This window comes from Micromonospora noduli (assembly GCF_003264365.1).
In the GTDB taxonomy this organism is placed as follows: Bacteria; Actinomycetota; Actinomycetes; order Mycobacteriales; family Micromonosporaceae; genus Micromonospora; species Micromonospora noduli.
This window is the reverse complement of record NZ_PYAK01000026.1, coordinates 18,795-34,532: the sequence shown is the minus strand read 5'-3', so window position 1 is coordinate 34,532 and position 15,738 is coordinate 18,795. Positions and strand designations below refer to the sequence as shown.

Genomic DNA, 15,738 nt, shown 5'->3' with positions numbered 1-15,738 from the left:
CATGAGCGACGAGGATCTGTGGCGGGTGCTGCGCGGCATCGCCGACATGCCGTACGGGGCGGGGCAGATCGCCGCGCTGGAGCAGCTGCTGCGCCGGGTGGACGCCGCCGACGACCGGCACCTTGCGTTCGTCACCCGCATGCAGGCCACCACCGGCTACATCTACGGCGGTGAGCCGGCCAAGTCCTTCGTGACCTTCTCCTGGTGCCTGTCCGAGTTCGACAGGGACCCGCAGCCCTACCATCAGCGCCACCTGCACCAGCTGCTGTGGCACTTCAAGTACATGGCGTCCGGCCTGCTGAAGTTCCCCGAGGTGCCACTGGACCGCACGTACGCGGTGCTGGACGACATGGAGCGGCGCTACCGGGCTGGCGGGCACAGCCTTCAGGCAGTGCACAAGCACCGGTTCCGGGTTGCCGAGCACGTGGGCGACGTCGAGGTCGCCGCGCACTGGTACCGGCTCTGGCAGACCACCCCTCGCGACGAACTCTCCGACTGCGCCGGCTGTGATCCGACGAGCCAGGTGAGCTACCTCGCCGACACCGGCCGGGACGCCGAGGCGGTGGCGCTGGCCGAGCCGGTGCTCGCCGGTCGGCTCACCTGCACCGAGCAGCCGCAGGCGATCCTCACCGCGCTGCTCCTGCCGTACCTGCGCACCGGGCGGGCCGAGGAGGCGCGGGACGCGCACCGGGAGGCGTACCGCCGGCTGCGCGGCAACCTCGCGGACCTGTGGGACATCGCGGACCACATCGAGTTCTGCACGCTGACCGGCAACGAGGCGCGGGCGGTCGAGCTGGTCGAGCGGCACCTGGACTGGCTGGACCGGCCGCCGTCGCCGGCCGCCGCCATGCACTTCGCGGCGGCGGCCTCCGCAGCGATGCGTCAGGCCGGGCCGTCGACCGTGTACCGCCGGGCCGCCGAGGGCCGGCCGGCCGCCGAGGTGTCGGCGGCGTCGTTGGCGGACGAACTGGCCGAGACGGCGGCCGGTCTGGCCGCCCGCTTCGACGCCCGTAACGGCACGAGCCAGCAGTCGGAGTGGATCGCTCGTCGGCTCGCCGCGCAGGCGAGCGGGGAGCATGTACCGCTGTCGGCGAGCGTCCGTCGTCGCCCGACCCGCCCGGTCGCGGATCAGTCGGTCGTCGGGGCGGGCACACCAGCGTCGTCAGCCGACCGGGCCCGGCGAGTGCGAAGCGGCGGGGCTGAACCACAGGCCGTGACCCTGCCGGTCGACGCCGGCCCGGACGATCTGCTGGACCTCGCGGAGCAGAGCTGGGGTCGGCACGACCGGGCCACCTTCCGGGCGGCGCTGGTCGCCTTCGACGACCGGTTCGGCTCCGCCGAGCTGTCCGCCCGCACGTCCGCGCACCGGCTGGCGCTGCGCGCGTCGGAGCGTGGCGACGAGGACGACATCGATGGTGCGATCAAGCTGAATCGGGCGGCGGTGGAGCTGTACCGGGAGGCGGGCGAGGAGGTGGCCGCCCAGACGGTCGCCGGGCGGCTCGGCGTGCTGTTGACCCGGTCCGACGAGGAAAGCGAGGAAGGCGTGCTGCTGGTCCGGGAGGCGGCCGAGGTCCTGGACCGGCTCGGCGACGCCCGGCAACGGGCGGCCGGACACGACCGGGTGGCGTTGGCGCTGCTGCACCGCGAGCGTTGGGCGGACGCGCTCGCCGCGCTCGACCGGGTACCGGCCGACGCGGGCGGCGACCGGCACCTGGCGGCCCGGATCGCACTGCACCGCGGGCACCTGCTGGAGCAGTTGGACCGCGTCGACGAGGCCCGCGCCGCCGTCGACGAGGCACGCCGGATCGGCCGGGAGTTGGGTGTGGGCGAGGTGGTCACGGGCGCAGGCCTGGCGTACGCGCGGCTGGTCGACGATCCGGCGGACGCCGTGGCCGCCTGCGACGAGGCGTTGGAGGCGGCACCGGCGGACGCGGAGCTGCCGGTCCGGGTCGCTCGCGCCCGGGCGTTGCTGGCGGCCGGCCGGGCCCCGGACGCGGTGGACGACTTCGTCGAGGCGGTGACGCTGTGCGTGGAGCGGGGCGCCGAGGGGGACGCGTTCCTGCGGTGGGAGCTGGCGAACGCGTACCGGATGGTGGGCCGGCTCGCCGAGGCCGCCGAGGTCGCCGAGGAGGCCGTGCTCGGTCTGGATCGGCTGGGCGCCCAGGCGGAGGCCGACCGCTGCCGGCACCTGCTGGCTGGCGTCTACGCCGGACTTGGTGAGATCGATCCCGCGTTGGCCCTGTTGGAGCAGTTGGCCAGCAACCTGGACGGACCGGACAATCTTCCGCACCGGGCGCAGGTGCTGGAGGAGGCCGGCGGGATCCTTTACGACGCCGACCGGGACGCGGCGGCGGGCGAGCGGTTCGCCGCGGCGGCTGAGGCGTACCGGCTCGGTGATCTGCCGCTGGACGAGCTGCGTGCGCGCCGACGGGAGACGTACGCCTGGTTCTGGGCCGACGACCGGGACGCGGCGTTGCGCGCCGTCGAGGTGGTGGACGGGTTGGCGGCGAAGCTGGCCGGGCAGGCCGATCCGCCGGTGCTGTACGAGCTGGCGATGGCGGCCGAGGCCGGAGCGCGGGTGCTCACCGGGGAGGAGCGACTGGACGAGGCGCTGGGCCGGCTCACCGGGGTACCGGACCGGTTGCGCTCGATCGAGGCGTTCGGCGAGGCCGCCCAGGTGGAGGCCCTGATCGGTGAGCTGCTGCTGCGCCTGGACCGGCCGGCCGAGGCGGAACCGCTGCTGCGCCGCGTGCTCGGTGGGTTGCCGGCCGCTTCGCGGCAGGTCCGCCAGACGGCCTGGCTGCTGGCTAGGGCACTGGATCTGCTCGATCGACCCGCGGAAGCCGCCGCGCTGCGCGCGGAGCACGACCTGGACGAGGACGACTGACCTCGCCGGCCGCCCCTGGCCAGGTCAGGGGCGGCCCGGCCGGGGGCGGACGGAACTGACCGGCAACCATCGCGGGCTCGTCGCGGTCTAGGCTTGCCCGGTGACGGTGGAGCAGCAGGCACGGGGTGCGGCGGGTGCGGGCCGGCGCAGGTCCCGCAAGGACGAGATCCTGGAGATCGCGGTAGGTCTGTTCGCGGCGCGTGGTTATCACGGCGTGTCGATGGACGACATCGGCGCGGCCGCCGGGGTCACCGGTCCGGCGCTCTACCACCACTTCGCCGGCAAGGAAGCCATGCTGGCCGCCGCGCTGATTCCGGTCAGTGAGGGGTTGCTGGCCGGTGGGCGGGAACGCGCCGCCGGGGGTTCGGACGACCCGCGCGGGGTGCTGGAGTCGCTGATCGACTTCCACGTCGAGTTCGCGCTGGCCAACCCGGCGGTGATCGCGTTGCACCTGCACGAGCTGGACCGCCTGCCCGAGGAGCCGCGGCGCCGGATTCGTCGCCTGCAACGGCTCTACGTCGAGGAGTGGGTGACAGTGCTCACCGCGCTGCACCCGGGGATGCCCGACGGTGAGGCGCGGGTGCTCGCGCACGCCGCGTTCGGCCTGATGAACTCGACGCCGTTCCTCGGTGGTGAGGTGGATCGGCGACGTCGCGCCGAGCTGCTGCGCGGCGCGACCCTGGCCGCGCTGCTCGCCTGAGCCGACTCGTCAGAACCGTGCCGGTCATGATTCCCTGACATCGTCCCACCATCCGGACGCCGGGAGGAAACATGATCGAGTCACTGCTGGTCGCCAATCGGGGCGAGATCGCCCGCCGGATCATCCGGACCGCCAAGCGGCTCGGCATCCGCGTGATCGCGGTGCACTCGGAGGCCGACGCCGACCTGCCGTTCGTCGCGGAGGCGGACGAGGCCGTCCTCATCGGCCCACCGAACCCGGCGCTGAGCTACCGCAACACCGAGGCGATCCTCGCCGCCGCGAAGTCGACGGGCGCGCAGGCGATCCACCCCGGGTACGGCTTCCTGTCGGAGAACGCCGAGTTCGCCCGTACCGTCGAGGCGAGCGGCCTGATCTGGGTCGGACCCGACGCGGACGCGATCACCGCGATGGGCGACAAGATCAACGCCCGGAACCTGATGGCGGCGGCCGGTGTTCCGGTCGCACCGGGTACCACCGACCCGGCCGCCGACCTGGACGCTGCGGTGACGGCCGCGGCCGAGATCGGCTACCCGGTGATGGTCAAGGCCGCCGCCGGCGGCGGCGGCATGGGCATGGGCGTGGCCGTCGACGAGGCGGCGCTGCGCACCGAGTACGACAAGGTGCGCGCGTTCGCCGAGCGGATGTTCGGCGACGGTTCGGTGTTGATCGAGCGGTACTTTCCCCGGGTACGGCACGTCGAGGTGCAGATCCTCGGCCTGGCCGATGGCCGGGTGGTGGCGCTCGGCGAGCGGGAGTGCTCGGTGCAGCGGCGCAACCAGAAGCTGGTCGAGGAGTCCCCGTCGCCGGCGGTCTCACCGGAGCTGCGATCCCGGCTGCTGGCGGCGGCGGTGCGGGCCGGCGAGGCGGTCGGCTACCGCAACGCGGGCACTGTGGAGTGCCTGCTCGACCCATCCACGGGCGAGTTCTTCTTCCTGGAGATGAACACGCGGTTGCAGGTGGAGCACCCGGTGACCGAGTACGTCTACGGCATCGACCTGGTCGAGGAGCAGTTGCGGGTGGCCTCCGGGTTGGCGCCGACGTTCGACCCGGACGCGTTGACCCCGGGTGGGCACGCCATCGAGATGCGGATCAACGCGGAGGACCCGAAGCGCTTCCTGCCCGGCCCGGGTGTGATCAGGACGTGGGTGGAGCCGACGGGCGAGGGGGTCCGGGTGGACTCCGGCTACACCGAGGGCAACACGGTCACCCCGTTCTACGACAGCCTGCTGGCCAAGCTGATCGTCAGCGGCGCGACCCGCGACGAGGCGCTCGATCGCGCGAAGGCAGCCGTCGCGGCCTTCCAGATCGAGGGCCCGAAGAACAACGTTCCCTTCTTCGCCGAGCTGCTCACCAACGACGAGTTTCTCTCCGGCGCCTACGACACCGGCATCGTCTCCCGCATGCGCTGACCGCCCCCCGCCCACCCGCGGTGATCAAGAGGTTTGCGTCAGGATCTGCGCCGCGGATGACGCAAACCTCTTGATCAACAGTGGGGTGGCATGCTGGGAGGACCCCCTAAGCGCTGCTTTCGTCACAGTGAGGTGACCCCTTATGGCGGACCTGCCAGATTCCGTCTCGATCCGCGAGGTTGGGCCGCGGGACGGGTTGCAGAACGAGGACCCGATCCCGACCGACGCCAAGGTGCGGCTGCTCGACGCCCTCTCCGGCACCGGCGTACGCCGAATCGAGGCGGTGTCGTTCGTACACCCCAAGGCGATCCCGCAGATGGCGGACGCCGACGAGGTGTGGCAGCGGGCGGTGAAGGCCGACGGCGTGCGGTACTCCGCGCTGGTGCCGAACACCCGAGGCGCCCAGCGGGCCCTCGCCGCCGGATTCACCGAGATCGAGGTGGTGGTCTCGGCCAGCGACACCCACAACCGGCGCAACGTCAACCGGTCCACGGACGAGTCGCTGGACGACATCGCCGAGCTGATCGACCTGCTGCACGGTGCGTCGGCGCGGGTCGAGGTGATCGTGGCGACCAGCTTCGGCTGCCCGTACGAGGGGGACATCGACCCGCAGCGGGTGGCCGGGATCGTGGACCGGGTGGTCCGCGACGGCGCGGACCGGGTCGCGTTCGGCGACACCACCGGCATGGGCACCCCACGTCGGGTCCGCGAGCTGCTGACCGCGGTACGCGACAGCAACGCGCACGTGCCGGTCCTGCTGCACTTCCACAACACCCGGGGTACGGCGCTGGCCAACCTGCTGACCGCGTTGGAGCTGGGGGTGACCGAGTTCGACGCCAGCGTCGGTGGCCTCGGTGGCTGCCCGTACGCGCCGGGAGCGAGCGGCAACCTGGCTACCGAGGAGGCCGTGCACATGCTGCACGACATGGGCATCGACACCGGCATCGACCTGCCGGCCCTGATCGAGGCGGCGGAGCTGGCCGAGGAGTTGCTCGGCAAGAAGCTGCCGTCCGGTGTGCTGCGGGCCGGTCCGCGTACCCGGCTGACGCCGCTGCCGAGCTGAGGGCGCGACGGAAGGGGCCGGCGCACGCGCCGGCCCCTTCCACGTGCCAGGTCGATCAGCTCACTGAGGTGAGGGCGCTCGGCCAACTGTCGCGGAAGATGTCCGCGCTGCGGTCCGTGGCGCTGAACGTGCCGGCGAAGAGGTTGCTCACCCGGCTCGCCTCGGCGGAGCTCGGGTAGGCGTTGGTGCAGCTGGTGCCGGCGCTGCCGCCGGACATCAGCAGGGCGCAGTTTCCGTTGTAGTTGTCCGGCAGGCCGAGGATGTGCCCGATCTCGTGGGTCATGATCCGCAGCACGCTGTACTGGGCGGCCTGCTGGGTGTCGATGTAGACCCGGCCGTTGCCCAGGCTGGTCCGCTGGGCGTACGAGCCGCCGCCGGTGATCCGGTAGATGCGCAGGTTGGAGCCGCAGTTGGCGGAGAGCGTCAGGTTGACGGTGGCGTTGTTCCAGATCGAGGCGGCCTGGTTGGCGACGCTGGCGTAGCTTCCCGCCTGGCTGGTGTTGTAGCAGATGGTCATGGCGGCGGACGCGGGCGACGGGTTGGCGACCGTGATGCCGAGGGTGGCGAGTGTCGTCGCGAGCAACGCGACGGCGAGCCGGTTGAGTCGTGAGGTCATCGCTGACTCCGATCTGGGAGGAGGGGTGCCAGGAGCCTAGCGATGTGTATTCATGTTTTTCAATGTCTTGCTCTCGGCTTCGCTGTCTGGTTCGCTCGTAGGTCGCCGACAACCGCGCCGATGCGCTAGCCTAACGATCGTTCAGGTCAGTATGGCGGAGGAGTCGGCGTGACGCTCGACGGTGAGGCACTGGAGCAGCTGCGCAAGCGGGCCCGGTCCGGCGGCGCGGACAAGTACCACGCGGCCAACGCGGCCAAGGGCAAGCTCTTCGCCCGTGAACGGGTCGCGCTCCTGGTCGACGAGGGCTCGTTCGTCGAGGACGGCCTCTACGCCAACGCGCTCGCCGAGGGGTTGCCCGCCGACGGCGTGGTGACCGGCACCGCCACGATCGACGGCCGACAGGTCTGCCTGATGGCCAACGACTCCACAGTCAAGGCCGGCAGCTGGGGCGCCCGCACCGTCGAGAAGATCATCAGGATCATCGAGCGGGCGTACGGCGCCGGCGTGCCGATGGTCTACCTGGTCGACTCGGCCGGCGCCCGGATCACCGACCAGGTCGATCTCTTCCCCGGTCGACGCGGCGCCGGCAAGATCTTCTGGAACCAGGTTCGCGCCTCCGGCTCGATCCCACAGGTCTGCGCGCTGTTCGGCCCGAGCGCCGCCGGTGGTGCGTACATCCCGGCGTTTTGCGACGTGGTGGCGCTGGTCGACGGCAACGCCAGCATGTACCTCGGCTCCGACCGGATGGTCGAGATGGTCACCGGCGAGAAGACCACCCTGGAGGCGATGGGCGGGGCGAAGGTGCACACCGCCGAATCCGGCGTGGGGCACTTCCTCTGCAAGACCGAGGCCGACGCGCTCGACGTCGTGAAGACCTACCTGTCGTACCTGCCGGCGAACTGGACGCAGGCGCCGCCGACCGCACCGGCGGTCGCCGCGTCCGCGAAGGCCGACCTGGCCGCGTTGGTGCCGGCCAGCGAGCGGCAGGCGTTCGACATGCGGCGGTACGTCAAGGGCCTGCTCGACGAGGGTTCGTTCTTCGAGATCCAGGCGCTCTGGGCCAAGGAGTTGACCATCGGCTTCGGCCGTCTCGACGGTCAGGTCGTCGGCGTGGTCGGCAACAACTCGATGTTCAAGGGCGGCGTGCTCTTCGTCGACTCGGCCGACAAGGCGACCCGGTTCGTGCAGCTCTGCGACGCGTTCAACGTGCCGCTGCTGTTCCTCAGCGACGTGCCCGGCTTCATGGTCGGCAGCGCGGTGGAGAAGCAGGGCATCATCCGGCACGGCGCCAAGATGATCACCGCGATCTCCGAGGCGACCGTGCCGAAGATCTGCGTGGTGGTCCGCAAGGCGTACGGCGCCGGTCTCTACGCGATGGCCGGCCCCGGGTTCGAGCCGGACGCCACGATCGCGCTGCCGAGCGCGAAGATCGCCGTGATGGGCGCCGAGGCTGCAGTGAACGCGGTCTACGCCAACAAGATCGCCGCGATTGCGGACGAGGACGAGCGGGCGGCCTTCGTCGCCGCCAAGCGGGCCGAGTACGAGCAGGACATCGACGTCGTCCGGCTGGCCAGTGAGCTGGTGGTGGACGCCATCGTCGAGCCGCACGACCTGCGCACCGAGCTGGTCCGTCGATTCGCGGCGGCGCGTACCAAGGATCGGCACTTCTCCCGCCGTCGGCACGGCGTCACCCCGGTCTGATCATCGACTCGGGCCCGCACAGCGACCCGCCCGCCGGCGTCACGAGCGCCGAGGCGGACCGTCCTTACAGGAGGATGAGATGGACTTCCGGCTCACCGACGAACAAGCGGCGCTGCGCGAGAGCGTGCGGGAGTTCGCCCGCGAGGTGATCGCCCCGGTCATCGCCGAGCACTACGAGCAGCACACCTTCCCGTACGAGGTGATCCGGCAGATGGGCAAGATGGGTCTGTTCGGCCTGCCCTTCGCCGAGGAGCACGGCGGCATGGGCGGCGACTACTTCGCGCTCTGCCTGGCCCTGGAGGAGTTGGCCCGGGTCGACTCCAGCGTGGCCATCACGTTGGAGGCGGCGGTCTCGCTGGGCGCGATGCCGATCTACCGCTTCGGCACCGAGGAGCAGAAGGCGACCTGGCTGCCCCGGCTGCTCAGCGGCGAGGCGCTGGCCGGCTTCGGTCTCACCGAGCCGGGCACCGGCTCGGACGCCGCCGGCACGCAGACCCGGGCGGTGCTGGACGGCGACGAGTGGGTGATCAACGGGTCGAAGGCGTTCATCACCAACTCGGGCACCGACATCACGGCCATGGTCACGGTCACCGCGGTGACCGGCATGAACCCGGACGGCTCCAAGGAGTTGTCGACGATCATCGTGCCGACCGGCACGCCCGGGTTCACCGTCGCGCCCGGCTACTCCAAAGTGGGCTGGACCGCCTCGGACACCCACGAGCTGACCTTCGACGACTGCCGGGTGCCGGCCGCCAACCTGCTCGGCGCGCGGGGTCGGGGTTTCGCGCAGTTTCTGCGGATCCTCGACGAGGGCCGGATCGCCATCGCCGCGCTCGCCGTCGGCCTCGCGCAGGGCTGTGTCGACGAGTCGATCAAGTACGCGAAGGAGCGGCACGCCTTCGGTCAGCCGATCGGCGCCAACCAGGTCATCCAGTTCAAGATCGCCGACATGGAGCTGAAGGCACACACCGCTCGCCTGGCGTACTACGACGCCGCCGCGCGGATGCTGGCCGGCGAGCCGTTCAAGCGGCAGGCCGCCATCGCCAAACTGCACGCCAGCACGATCGCTGTGGACAACGCCCGGGAGGCCACCCAGATCCACGGCGGGTACGGCTTCATGAACGAGTACCCGGTGGCCCGGTTCTGGCGTGACTCCAAGATCCTGGAGATCGGCGAGGGCACCAGTGAGGTGCAACGCATGATCATCGCCCGGGATCTGGGCCTCTGAGTGGCCCAGCCGAACTGATCGGCCGGTCGTCCCGGACGGACTGTCCGTACGGCTGTCGGGTTTCGGCGAGCGGGCGTCAGTAGCCCGACGTTCGACTGCCGACGGTCGGAGTCCATCCGTACTCTTCGTGCCCATGACTCCGGATCATGACTGGTCGCGGAGCCCGGCTGGACGTACCACTCTGCCGGAGCTGCTCCGCGGGCATCGACGCGCCGCCGGCCTCACCCAGGCCGAGCTGGCGTCCCGGGCCGGGGTGGGTGTGCGGACAGTGCGTGATCTGGAGCGTGGCCGGTCGATCCGGCCACAACGCACCACTGTCGAGCTGCTCGCCGGGGCGCTGGCGCTGACCGGCACCAGTCGGGCGGCGTTCCTGGCCGCGGCCCGCGGCGCCGGTGCCGAACCGGCCCCGCCGGACGCCACCTCGACGGCGTTCGCGGTCGGCGGCAACGCCACGTCGGCGGCCGCACCCGCCGACCCGTCGGTCGCGCTCCCGCCGCCGGTCGCGTTGATCGGCCGGGAGCGCGACCTCACCGAGCTGGCCGGAATGCTGACCGCGGAGCGAGGACCCCGGTTGGTCAGCCTCGTCGGATTGGCCGGCGTCGGCAAGACCGCCCTGGCGACGTCGGTGGCGCACCGGGTGGCCGCCGCTCACCCGGCCGGTGTCGCCGGGGTGCTGGTGGGCGAAGGCGCAGACGGTCCGGACGTGCTCGCCGCCTCGATGTCCATGCTCGGCGTGGCACGCCTGTCCGAACTCGTGGCGCTGCTCGCCGGGCGGCCGACGCTGCTGGTGATGGACGCGGTGGAGCGCGCCCCGGGCCCGGTGGCCGCGACAGTGCACCGGTTGCTCGGCGCACTGCCCTCGCTGCGGGTGCTGGTCACCGGGCGGCACCCGGTCGGGTTGCCCGGTGAGCGGGTCTGGCCGGTCGCACCGCTCGACGTGCCACCAGCGGAGGCCGAGCACTCCGGGCTCGAATCGTGGCCGGCGGTCGCGTTGTTCACCGCCCGGCTCGCCCAGGTCCGCCGCGAGCCACCCACCCCCGCTGAGCTGCCTGCGCTCGCCGCATTGGTGCGCCGGTTGGGTGGGCTGCCGTTGGCCATCGAGCTGATGGCCGCCCGGGGCCGTCTCCTCGACCTCACCGAACTGCTCGACCGGTACGGCGACCGGGTGCTCGACCTGGCCACTCCCGCCGACGCGTCCGCCCACCCGGCCTGGGACGCACCGGAGCCGCTCAGCAGCCGGACGAGCGGACCCGACACCCGTGCGGCGGTCTCGGTCGCCGTCACCCTGCGGGATGCGGTGGCGTTCAGCTACCGCCTGTTGGCGTCGGACGAACAGGCCGCGCTGCGGCAACTGGCCGTCTTCGGCAACCGGTGGTCGGTCGAGTTGGCCGAGGAGATGCTCGCCGACGAGGCCGACCGGGACGGCACTGTGGCGATCGACCCGGTTCCACTGTTGGACCGCTTCGTCGAGTTGGGGCTGCTGAGCGTACGCGGAACCGGGTCGTTCCGGTTCCGGCTGCTCGACGCGGTCCGTGACTACGCCGTCGAGCAGGCGGCCGGTGCAGGTGAGCTGACCTGCATCCGCCGTCGACACGCGGAAGTCATCGCGCGCCTGGTGGCCCGTACCGCCACCGACCTGATCGGCCCACGGTTACCCGACGCGGTGCACCGGCTGGACGAGATGAGCAGCGACATCAGCTCGTCGTTGGCCCACGCGGCTACCGACGACCCGTTGACCGCGCTGCGGCTTGCGGCCTGCCTGACCCGGTGGTGGCGGTTCCGCGGACGCGACGTCGTCGGGCGGCAGTGGTTACGGCGGCTGATGGCGGACCCGCGGACCGCCGACGCCGATCCTCTTCTGCGTGCGTGGGCCGCCCTCGGGGTCGCCCGGCTCGCGGCGGAGCACGGCGCGGGCGCCGAGGAGTTGTCGACGGCCCGTGCGGCGTTGGACACCTTCCGGCAGGCCGGCGACGTCACCGGAGAGTTGGAGGCGCGAAACGTGCTCGGCACCCTGCTGATCTCCGTCGGGCTGCAGGACGAGGCCCGCGAGCAGGCCGAGGCGCTGCTGCGGTTGGCGGCCCGCAACGGGCGGACCCGGGACCTGGCGGTGGCCCAGAACAGCCTCGCCTGGCACGAGATCCGCGTGGGCGATCTGGCCGCCGCCCGCCGCCGGCTCGCCGCGGTGGACCGACTCGCCGCCGAGAGTGGGGAGCAGCGACTGCGGGTGCTGGGCTGGGCCAATCGAGCCGAGGTCGCCCGACTGGAGGGCTGGTACGCGGACGCCATCGATCGTGGCCGGCGGGCGATCGCGGCCCTGTCCGAGTTGAGTGATCCCGGGCGTCGCCGTCGGGTGCTCGGGACCGTCGGGCTGGCGCTCGCCCAGGACGGGCGAGCCGCGGAGGCGACCGAGGTGCTGACCGAGCTGCGCGCCGGGGGCGTGGAGGCGCTGCCGGCGCGACCGACCGTGCCGCGGCAGCGCTCGGACGACGCGGCGCTGGCCTGGGGTGGGCCGGAGGCCGGGCTCTGTGCGCTGATCGAGGGGAACCTGGCGCTGCACCGGGGCGACCGGGAGTTGGCTGCCGAGTGGTTCGCGGCCGCCGCTGACCATGCGGGGCAGGATCGCCGCGACGTGGTGGAGGCTTTGGTTGGGCTGGCTGCGAGCACTGCGGACCCGTCAGTGCTCGATCGACTGGACCGGGTCTGTGCGGAGGGCGGCATCCGGCTGTTGCCGCAGGAGTCGGGCCTGCTCTACGCGCTGATCGCCGCCCGAGGCGGACCGGCTCAGTAGCCTGCGCTCTCCCCGAGCGGATCGTGACGGGAGAGTGGCGCGGGCGAAGAGCCCCCTTTGGTGCTACCCCTCGCTGATCGCCCGCGCCGTCACCCCCCGGTGATCCCCGGTGCGGGAAGCCTGCCACCGGCGCGGTGGCAGAAAGTCGGCTTGGACCGAATTCTCCAGCTTGGCTGGGTCATTTCTGCCGGTCTTTCTGCCGCTGCCGCCGCCCGACGGCGGGTGCTGATCAGTGCCGTCGGGTGGCGTTGTCGGTGGCGGCGACCTGCTCCGGACTGACGTCGTCACTGCCAGCGGTGGCGCACGGATGCGCGGCGTCGCGGACCCGCCGCAACCCGTCGAGGAGGGCCGCCAGCGCCCCGGGGTCGAGCTGCCCGGTGAACCACTGCTCAATCATCTGCAGATGCCCGGGCAGCGTCTCGTTCAGGCGTTGCATCCCGGCGGCGGTGACCACCGCGTACGAGCTGCGTCGGTCATTCGGGCAGGCCCGGCGGGTGAGCAACCCGTCGCGCTCCATTCGGTCCACCACACGGGTCACTCCGCTGGTCGACAGGGAGGTCTGTGCGGCGAGGTCGGTCATGCGTAGTTGGTTGCCCGGCGAGCGGGCCAGTCGGGTGATGACCTCGAACTCGACCGCGGAGAGGCCGTGCTCCTCGAGTTGGGCGTTGAACCGGGCTGACAGCCCGGCGTGTGCCTCGAAGAGCAGGCCGACGGCGGTGATCCGGGGATCGTCGAAGACGTTGGTCACCCGTTCATCATACCAGTGCTTGACACGGGGAATGTTGTTGCGGTTATATTTGCTCAAGCAGTCGTTGGGCTACTAAACAATCTCCTGGAGGACAGCAGCATGACCAGCAGCATCGATGCGGTTACCCGCGACTGGGACGGCCTCACGATCCCGGCGGCCGGCACCTACGCGCTCGACGTGGCGCACAAGCGGGTCGGCTTCGTTGCCCGGCACATGATGGTGAGCAAGGTTCGCGGTGAGTTCAACGAGGCGACCGCCACCATCACCGTCGCCGAGGACCCGCTGCAGTCGTCGGTCGTCGCCACCATTCAGGCCGCCAGCGTCGACACCACCCAGGCCGACCGGGACGCGCACCTGCGCAGCCCCGAGTTCCTGGACGCCGAGAAGTTCCCGACGCTCGAGTTCCGCAGCACCGGGGTCAAGTCCCGCCGCGGCAGCGAGTTCGTGCTCACCGGTGAGCTGACCATCAAGGACGTCACCCGCCCGGTCGAGCTGGCGGTGGAGTTCGAGGGTGTCGGCCGCAGCCCGTTCGGCCAGGACATCTTCGGCTTCTCCGCGAGCACCGAGATCGACCGCGAGGAGTTCGGCCTGACCTGGAACGTCGCCCTGGAGACCGGGGGCGTGCTGGTCAGCCGCAAGATCAAGATCGAGATCGAGGGCGAGGCCGTCCGTCAGGCCTGATCCCCGGGGATCGCCGGAGGGCAGGGGGAATCCTCCCGGCGATCCGGTACGCAGGGCCCGCGCCGCACGTCGGCGCGGGCCCTGCGTCGTTCCCACTGGTGGTAATTGTCACGGGTTGTTCGCACCGCAATCGGGTCCAGCCGGTCGACGACGGGGTACAGATGGCGCCACGAGCGCGTCCGCCCCGGTCGACGTCGGATCACCGCCGTCGGCCTCTGGCCCCGGTCAGGTGGGCGCTCTTACCGTGGATGCTTCACAAAGCGCTTCCGGGACGGCAGGATCCCGACCGCGCCGGCTGTCGGGAGGACACATGGGCAGGGACGTCTCAGAGGGCGCCTTCACCCGGGATGATCGCGTCCGATATCGGCAGAAGGTGCGGCGGTGCCTGGACGTCTTCGCCCTGATGCTGGACGACTTCGGCTTCGACGCCGACCGGCCGATGACCGGCCTGGAGATCGAACTCAACCTGGTCGACTCGGCCGCCGAGCCGGCGATGCGCAACGAGGAGATCCTCGCCGACATCGCGGACCCCCTCTTTCAGACCGAGTTGGGGCAGTTCAACCTGGAACTCAACGCCGAGCCCCGACTGATCGAGGGCACCGGCTTCGCCGACTACGAGCACGACCTGCGGGGCAGCCTCTCCCGGGCCGACGAGCGTGCCGCCAGGTCCGACGCGAAGATCGTCCTGGTCGGTATCCTGCCCACCCTCACCGAGGGGCACCTGGTCGAGGACAACCTCTCCACCAACGAGCGTTACCGGGTGCTCAACGACCAGATCGTCGGCGCCCGAGGCGAGGACATCGAGCTGGACATTCGCGGGGTCGAGCAGTTGCGCACGCACACCGACTCGATCGCCCCGGAGGCCGCCTGCACGAGCCTCCAGTTCCACCTCCAGGTCGCCCCGGACAGCTTCGCCGACTACTGGAACGCGTCCCAGGCCATCGCCGGAGTGCAGGTGGCGGTCGGGGCGAACAGCCCCTTCCTGTACGGCCGCCAACTGTGGGCCGAAACGCGGATCGCTCTGTTTCAGCAGGCCACCGACACCCGCCCGGACGAGCTGAAGGCCCAGGGCGTACGGCCGCGGGTGTGGTTCGGCGAACGGTGGATCACCTCGATCTTCGACCTGTTCGAGGAGAACGTGCGGTACTTCCCGCCGCTGCTGCCGATCTGCGAGGACGAGGACCCGGTGGAGGTCCTGCACGCCGGCGGTGTGCCACAGCTCGGGGAGCTGCGGCTGCACAACGGCACCGTCTACCGGTGGAACCGTCCGGTGTACGACATCATGAACGGCCGCCCCCACCTGCGGGTGGAGAACCGGGTGCTGCCGGCTGGCCCGACGGTGGTGGACATGCTGGCCAACGCGGCCTTCTACTTCGGGCTGGTACGCGGTCTGGCCGAGGCCGACCGCCCGATCTGGAGTCAACTCACCTTCAGCTCCGCCGAGGAGAACTTCCACGCCGCCGCCCGACGTGGCCTCGACGCCGTGCTGCACTGGCCCGGGCTCGGCGACGTGCCGGTCACCAAGTTGGTCCTGGACCAACTGCTGCCCACCGCCGCCACCGGGCTGGACGGGTTCGGTGTCGCCCCAACGCAGCGGGACCGGCTGCTCGGCATCATCGAGCAGCGTTGCCGTACCGGCCGCAACGGCGCCGCCTGGCAGACCGAGGCGGTGTGGGCGGCGGAGCGGCACCACGGCATGGACCGGACGGCCGCGCTACACCACATGGTCCAGCGCTACGCCGAACTCCAGCGCACCAACCAACCCGTCCACACCTGGCCAACCACCTGACCCCCCGCCTCGAACGCGTTGATCATGAAGTTATTGCCATGACACGCCGAGAGCGGTGGCAATAACTGCATGATCAACAGGGTGGGTCGGGGGCCCAGGGTGGGTCGGGGGCCCAGGGTGGGTCGGGG

Annotated in this window: 11 protein-coding genes; 9 read left to right on the top strand and 2 right to left on the bottom strand. The window is 71.2% G+C overall.

Annotated features, from left to right (window positions below; translation table 11 throughout):
- The first annotated feature begins 1 nt into the window (after position 1).
- From GUI43_RS19935 to GUI43_RS19920, 4 genes are all read left to right on the top strand, one after another.
- Positions 2-2,887, top strand: a complete 2,886-nt coding sequence (locus GUI43_RS19935) for a hypothetical protein (RefSeq protein ID WP_112699495.1) — start codon at positions 2-4, stop codon at positions 2,885-2,887.
- Positions 2,888-2,987: 100 nt separating this feature from the next.
- Positions 2,988-3,587 (top strand): TetR/AcrR family transcriptional regulator, encoded by a 600-nt coding sequence (locus GUI43_RS19930; protein WP_112601222.1) that lies wholly within the window; start codon positions 2,988-2,990, stop codon positions 3,585-3,587.
- Between the two features lie 71 nt (positions 3,588-3,658).
- A complete protein-coding gene (locus tag GUI43_RS19925; protein WP_112699494.1) occupies positions 3,659-4,996 on the top strand; it encodes an acetyl-CoA carboxylase biotin carboxylase subunit in 1,338 nt (445 codons plus the stop codon).
- Between the two features lie 142 nt (positions 4,997-5,138).
- A complete protein-coding gene (locus GUI43_RS19920) occupies positions 5,139-6,059 on the top strand; it encodes a hydroxymethylglutaryl-CoA lyase (RefSeq protein ID WP_112601220.1) in 921 nt (306 codons plus the stop codon).
- 55 nt (positions 6,060-6,114) lie between these two features.
- On the opposite strand, the gene GUI43_RS19915 is transcribed toward GUI43_RS19920, so the two are convergent.
- Entirely contained in the window at positions 6,115-6,675 is a 561-nt protein-coding gene (locus GUI43_RS19915) for a snapalysin family zinc-dependent metalloprotease (protein ID WP_112583964.1), read from the bottom strand.
- A gap of 168 nt (positions 6,676-6,843) precedes the next feature.
- Here GUI43_RS19915 and GUI43_RS19910 point away from each other — a divergent pair, with 168 nt between their 5' ends.
- The 3 genes from GUI43_RS19910 to GUI43_RS19900 all read left to right on the top strand — a co-directional run bounded on the left by GUI43_RS19910 (position 6,844) and on the right by GUI43_RS19900 (position 12,392).
- Positions 6,844-8,376 (top strand): acyl-CoA carboxylase subunit beta, encoded by a 1,533-nt coding sequence (locus GUI43_RS19910; protein WP_112583965.1) that lies wholly within the window; start codon positions 6,844-6,846, stop codon positions 8,374-8,376.
- A gap of 79 nt (positions 8,377-8,455) precedes the next feature.
- Positions 8,456-9,604 carry an acyl-CoA dehydrogenase family protein gene (locus GUI43_RS19905; RefSeq protein ID WP_112699493.1) on the top strand — a complete coding sequence of 383 codons (1,149 nt, stop codon included), beginning with the start codon at positions 8,456-8,458 and terminating at the stop codon, positions 9,602-9,604.
- A gap of 133 nt (positions 9,605-9,737) precedes the next feature.
- On the top strand, positions 9,738-12,392 hold the full coding sequence (locus tag GUI43_RS19900) for an ATP-binding protein (RefSeq protein WP_112699492.1): 2,655 nt from the start codon (positions 9,738-9,740) through the stop codon (positions 12,390-12,392).
- Positions 12,393-12,621: 229 nt separating this feature from the next.
- Here the strand turns inward: GUI43_RS19900 and GUI43_RS19895 are convergent, their stop codons facing one another.
- A complete protein-coding gene (locus GUI43_RS19895; protein ID WP_112601218.1) occupies positions 12,622-13,140 on the bottom strand; it encodes a MarR family winged helix-turn-helix transcriptional regulator in 519 nt (172 codons plus the stop codon).
- A 99-nt stretch (positions 13,141-13,239) separates the two neighbouring features.
- On the opposite strand from GUI43_RS19895, the gene GUI43_RS19890 reads away from it, so the two are divergent.
- Both GUI43_RS19890 and GUI43_RS19885 read left to right on the top strand, forming a co-directional pair.
- Positions 13,240-13,821 carry a YceI family protein gene (locus GUI43_RS19890; RefSeq protein ID WP_112699491.1) on the top strand — a complete coding sequence of 194 codons (582 nt, stop codon included), beginning with the start codon at positions 13,240-13,242 and terminating at the stop codon, positions 13,819-13,821.
- A gap of 310 nt (positions 13,822-14,131) precedes the next feature.
- Entirely contained in the window at positions 14,132-15,610 is a 1,479-nt protein-coding gene (locus GUI43_RS19885; protein ID WP_112699490.1) for a glutamate-cysteine ligase family protein, read from the top strand.
- The last annotated feature ends 128 nt before the right edge of the window (positions 15,611-15,738 follow it).

Bases quoted from the DNA above. Each gene is read 5' to 3' on its own strand.
- GUI43_RS19915 (WP_112583964.1), bottom strand. From the start codon at position 6,675: ATGACCTCACGACTCAACCGGCTCGCCGTCGCGTTGCTCGCGACGACA.
- GUI43_RS19890 (WP_112699491.1), top strand. From the start codon at position 13,240: ATGACCAGCAGCATCGATGCGGTTACCCGCGACTGGGACGGCCTCACG.
- GUI43_RS19920 (WP_112601220.1), top strand. From the start codon at position 5,139: ATGGCGGACCTGCCAGATTCCGTCTCGATCCGCGAGGTTGGGCCGCGG.
- GUI43_RS19905 (WP_112699493.1), top strand. From the start codon at position 8,456: ATGGACTTCCGGCTCACCGACGAACAAGCGGCGCTGCGCGAGAGCGTG.
- GUI43_RS19925 (WP_112699494.1), top strand. From the start codon at position 3,659: ATGATCGAGTCACTGCTGGTCGCCAATCGGGGCGAGATCGCCCGCCGG.
- GUI43_RS19885 (WP_112699490.1), top strand. From the start codon at position 14,132: ATGGGCAGGGACGTCTCAGAGGGCGCCTTCACCCGGGATGATCGCGTC.
- GUI43_RS19900 (WP_112699492.1), top strand. From the start codon at position 9,738: ATGACTCCGGATCATGACTGGTCGCGGAGCCCGGCTGGACGTACCACT.
- GUI43_RS19935 (WP_112699495.1), top strand. From the start codon at position 2: ATGAGCGACGAGGATCTGTGGCGGGTGCTGCGCGGCATCGCCGACATG.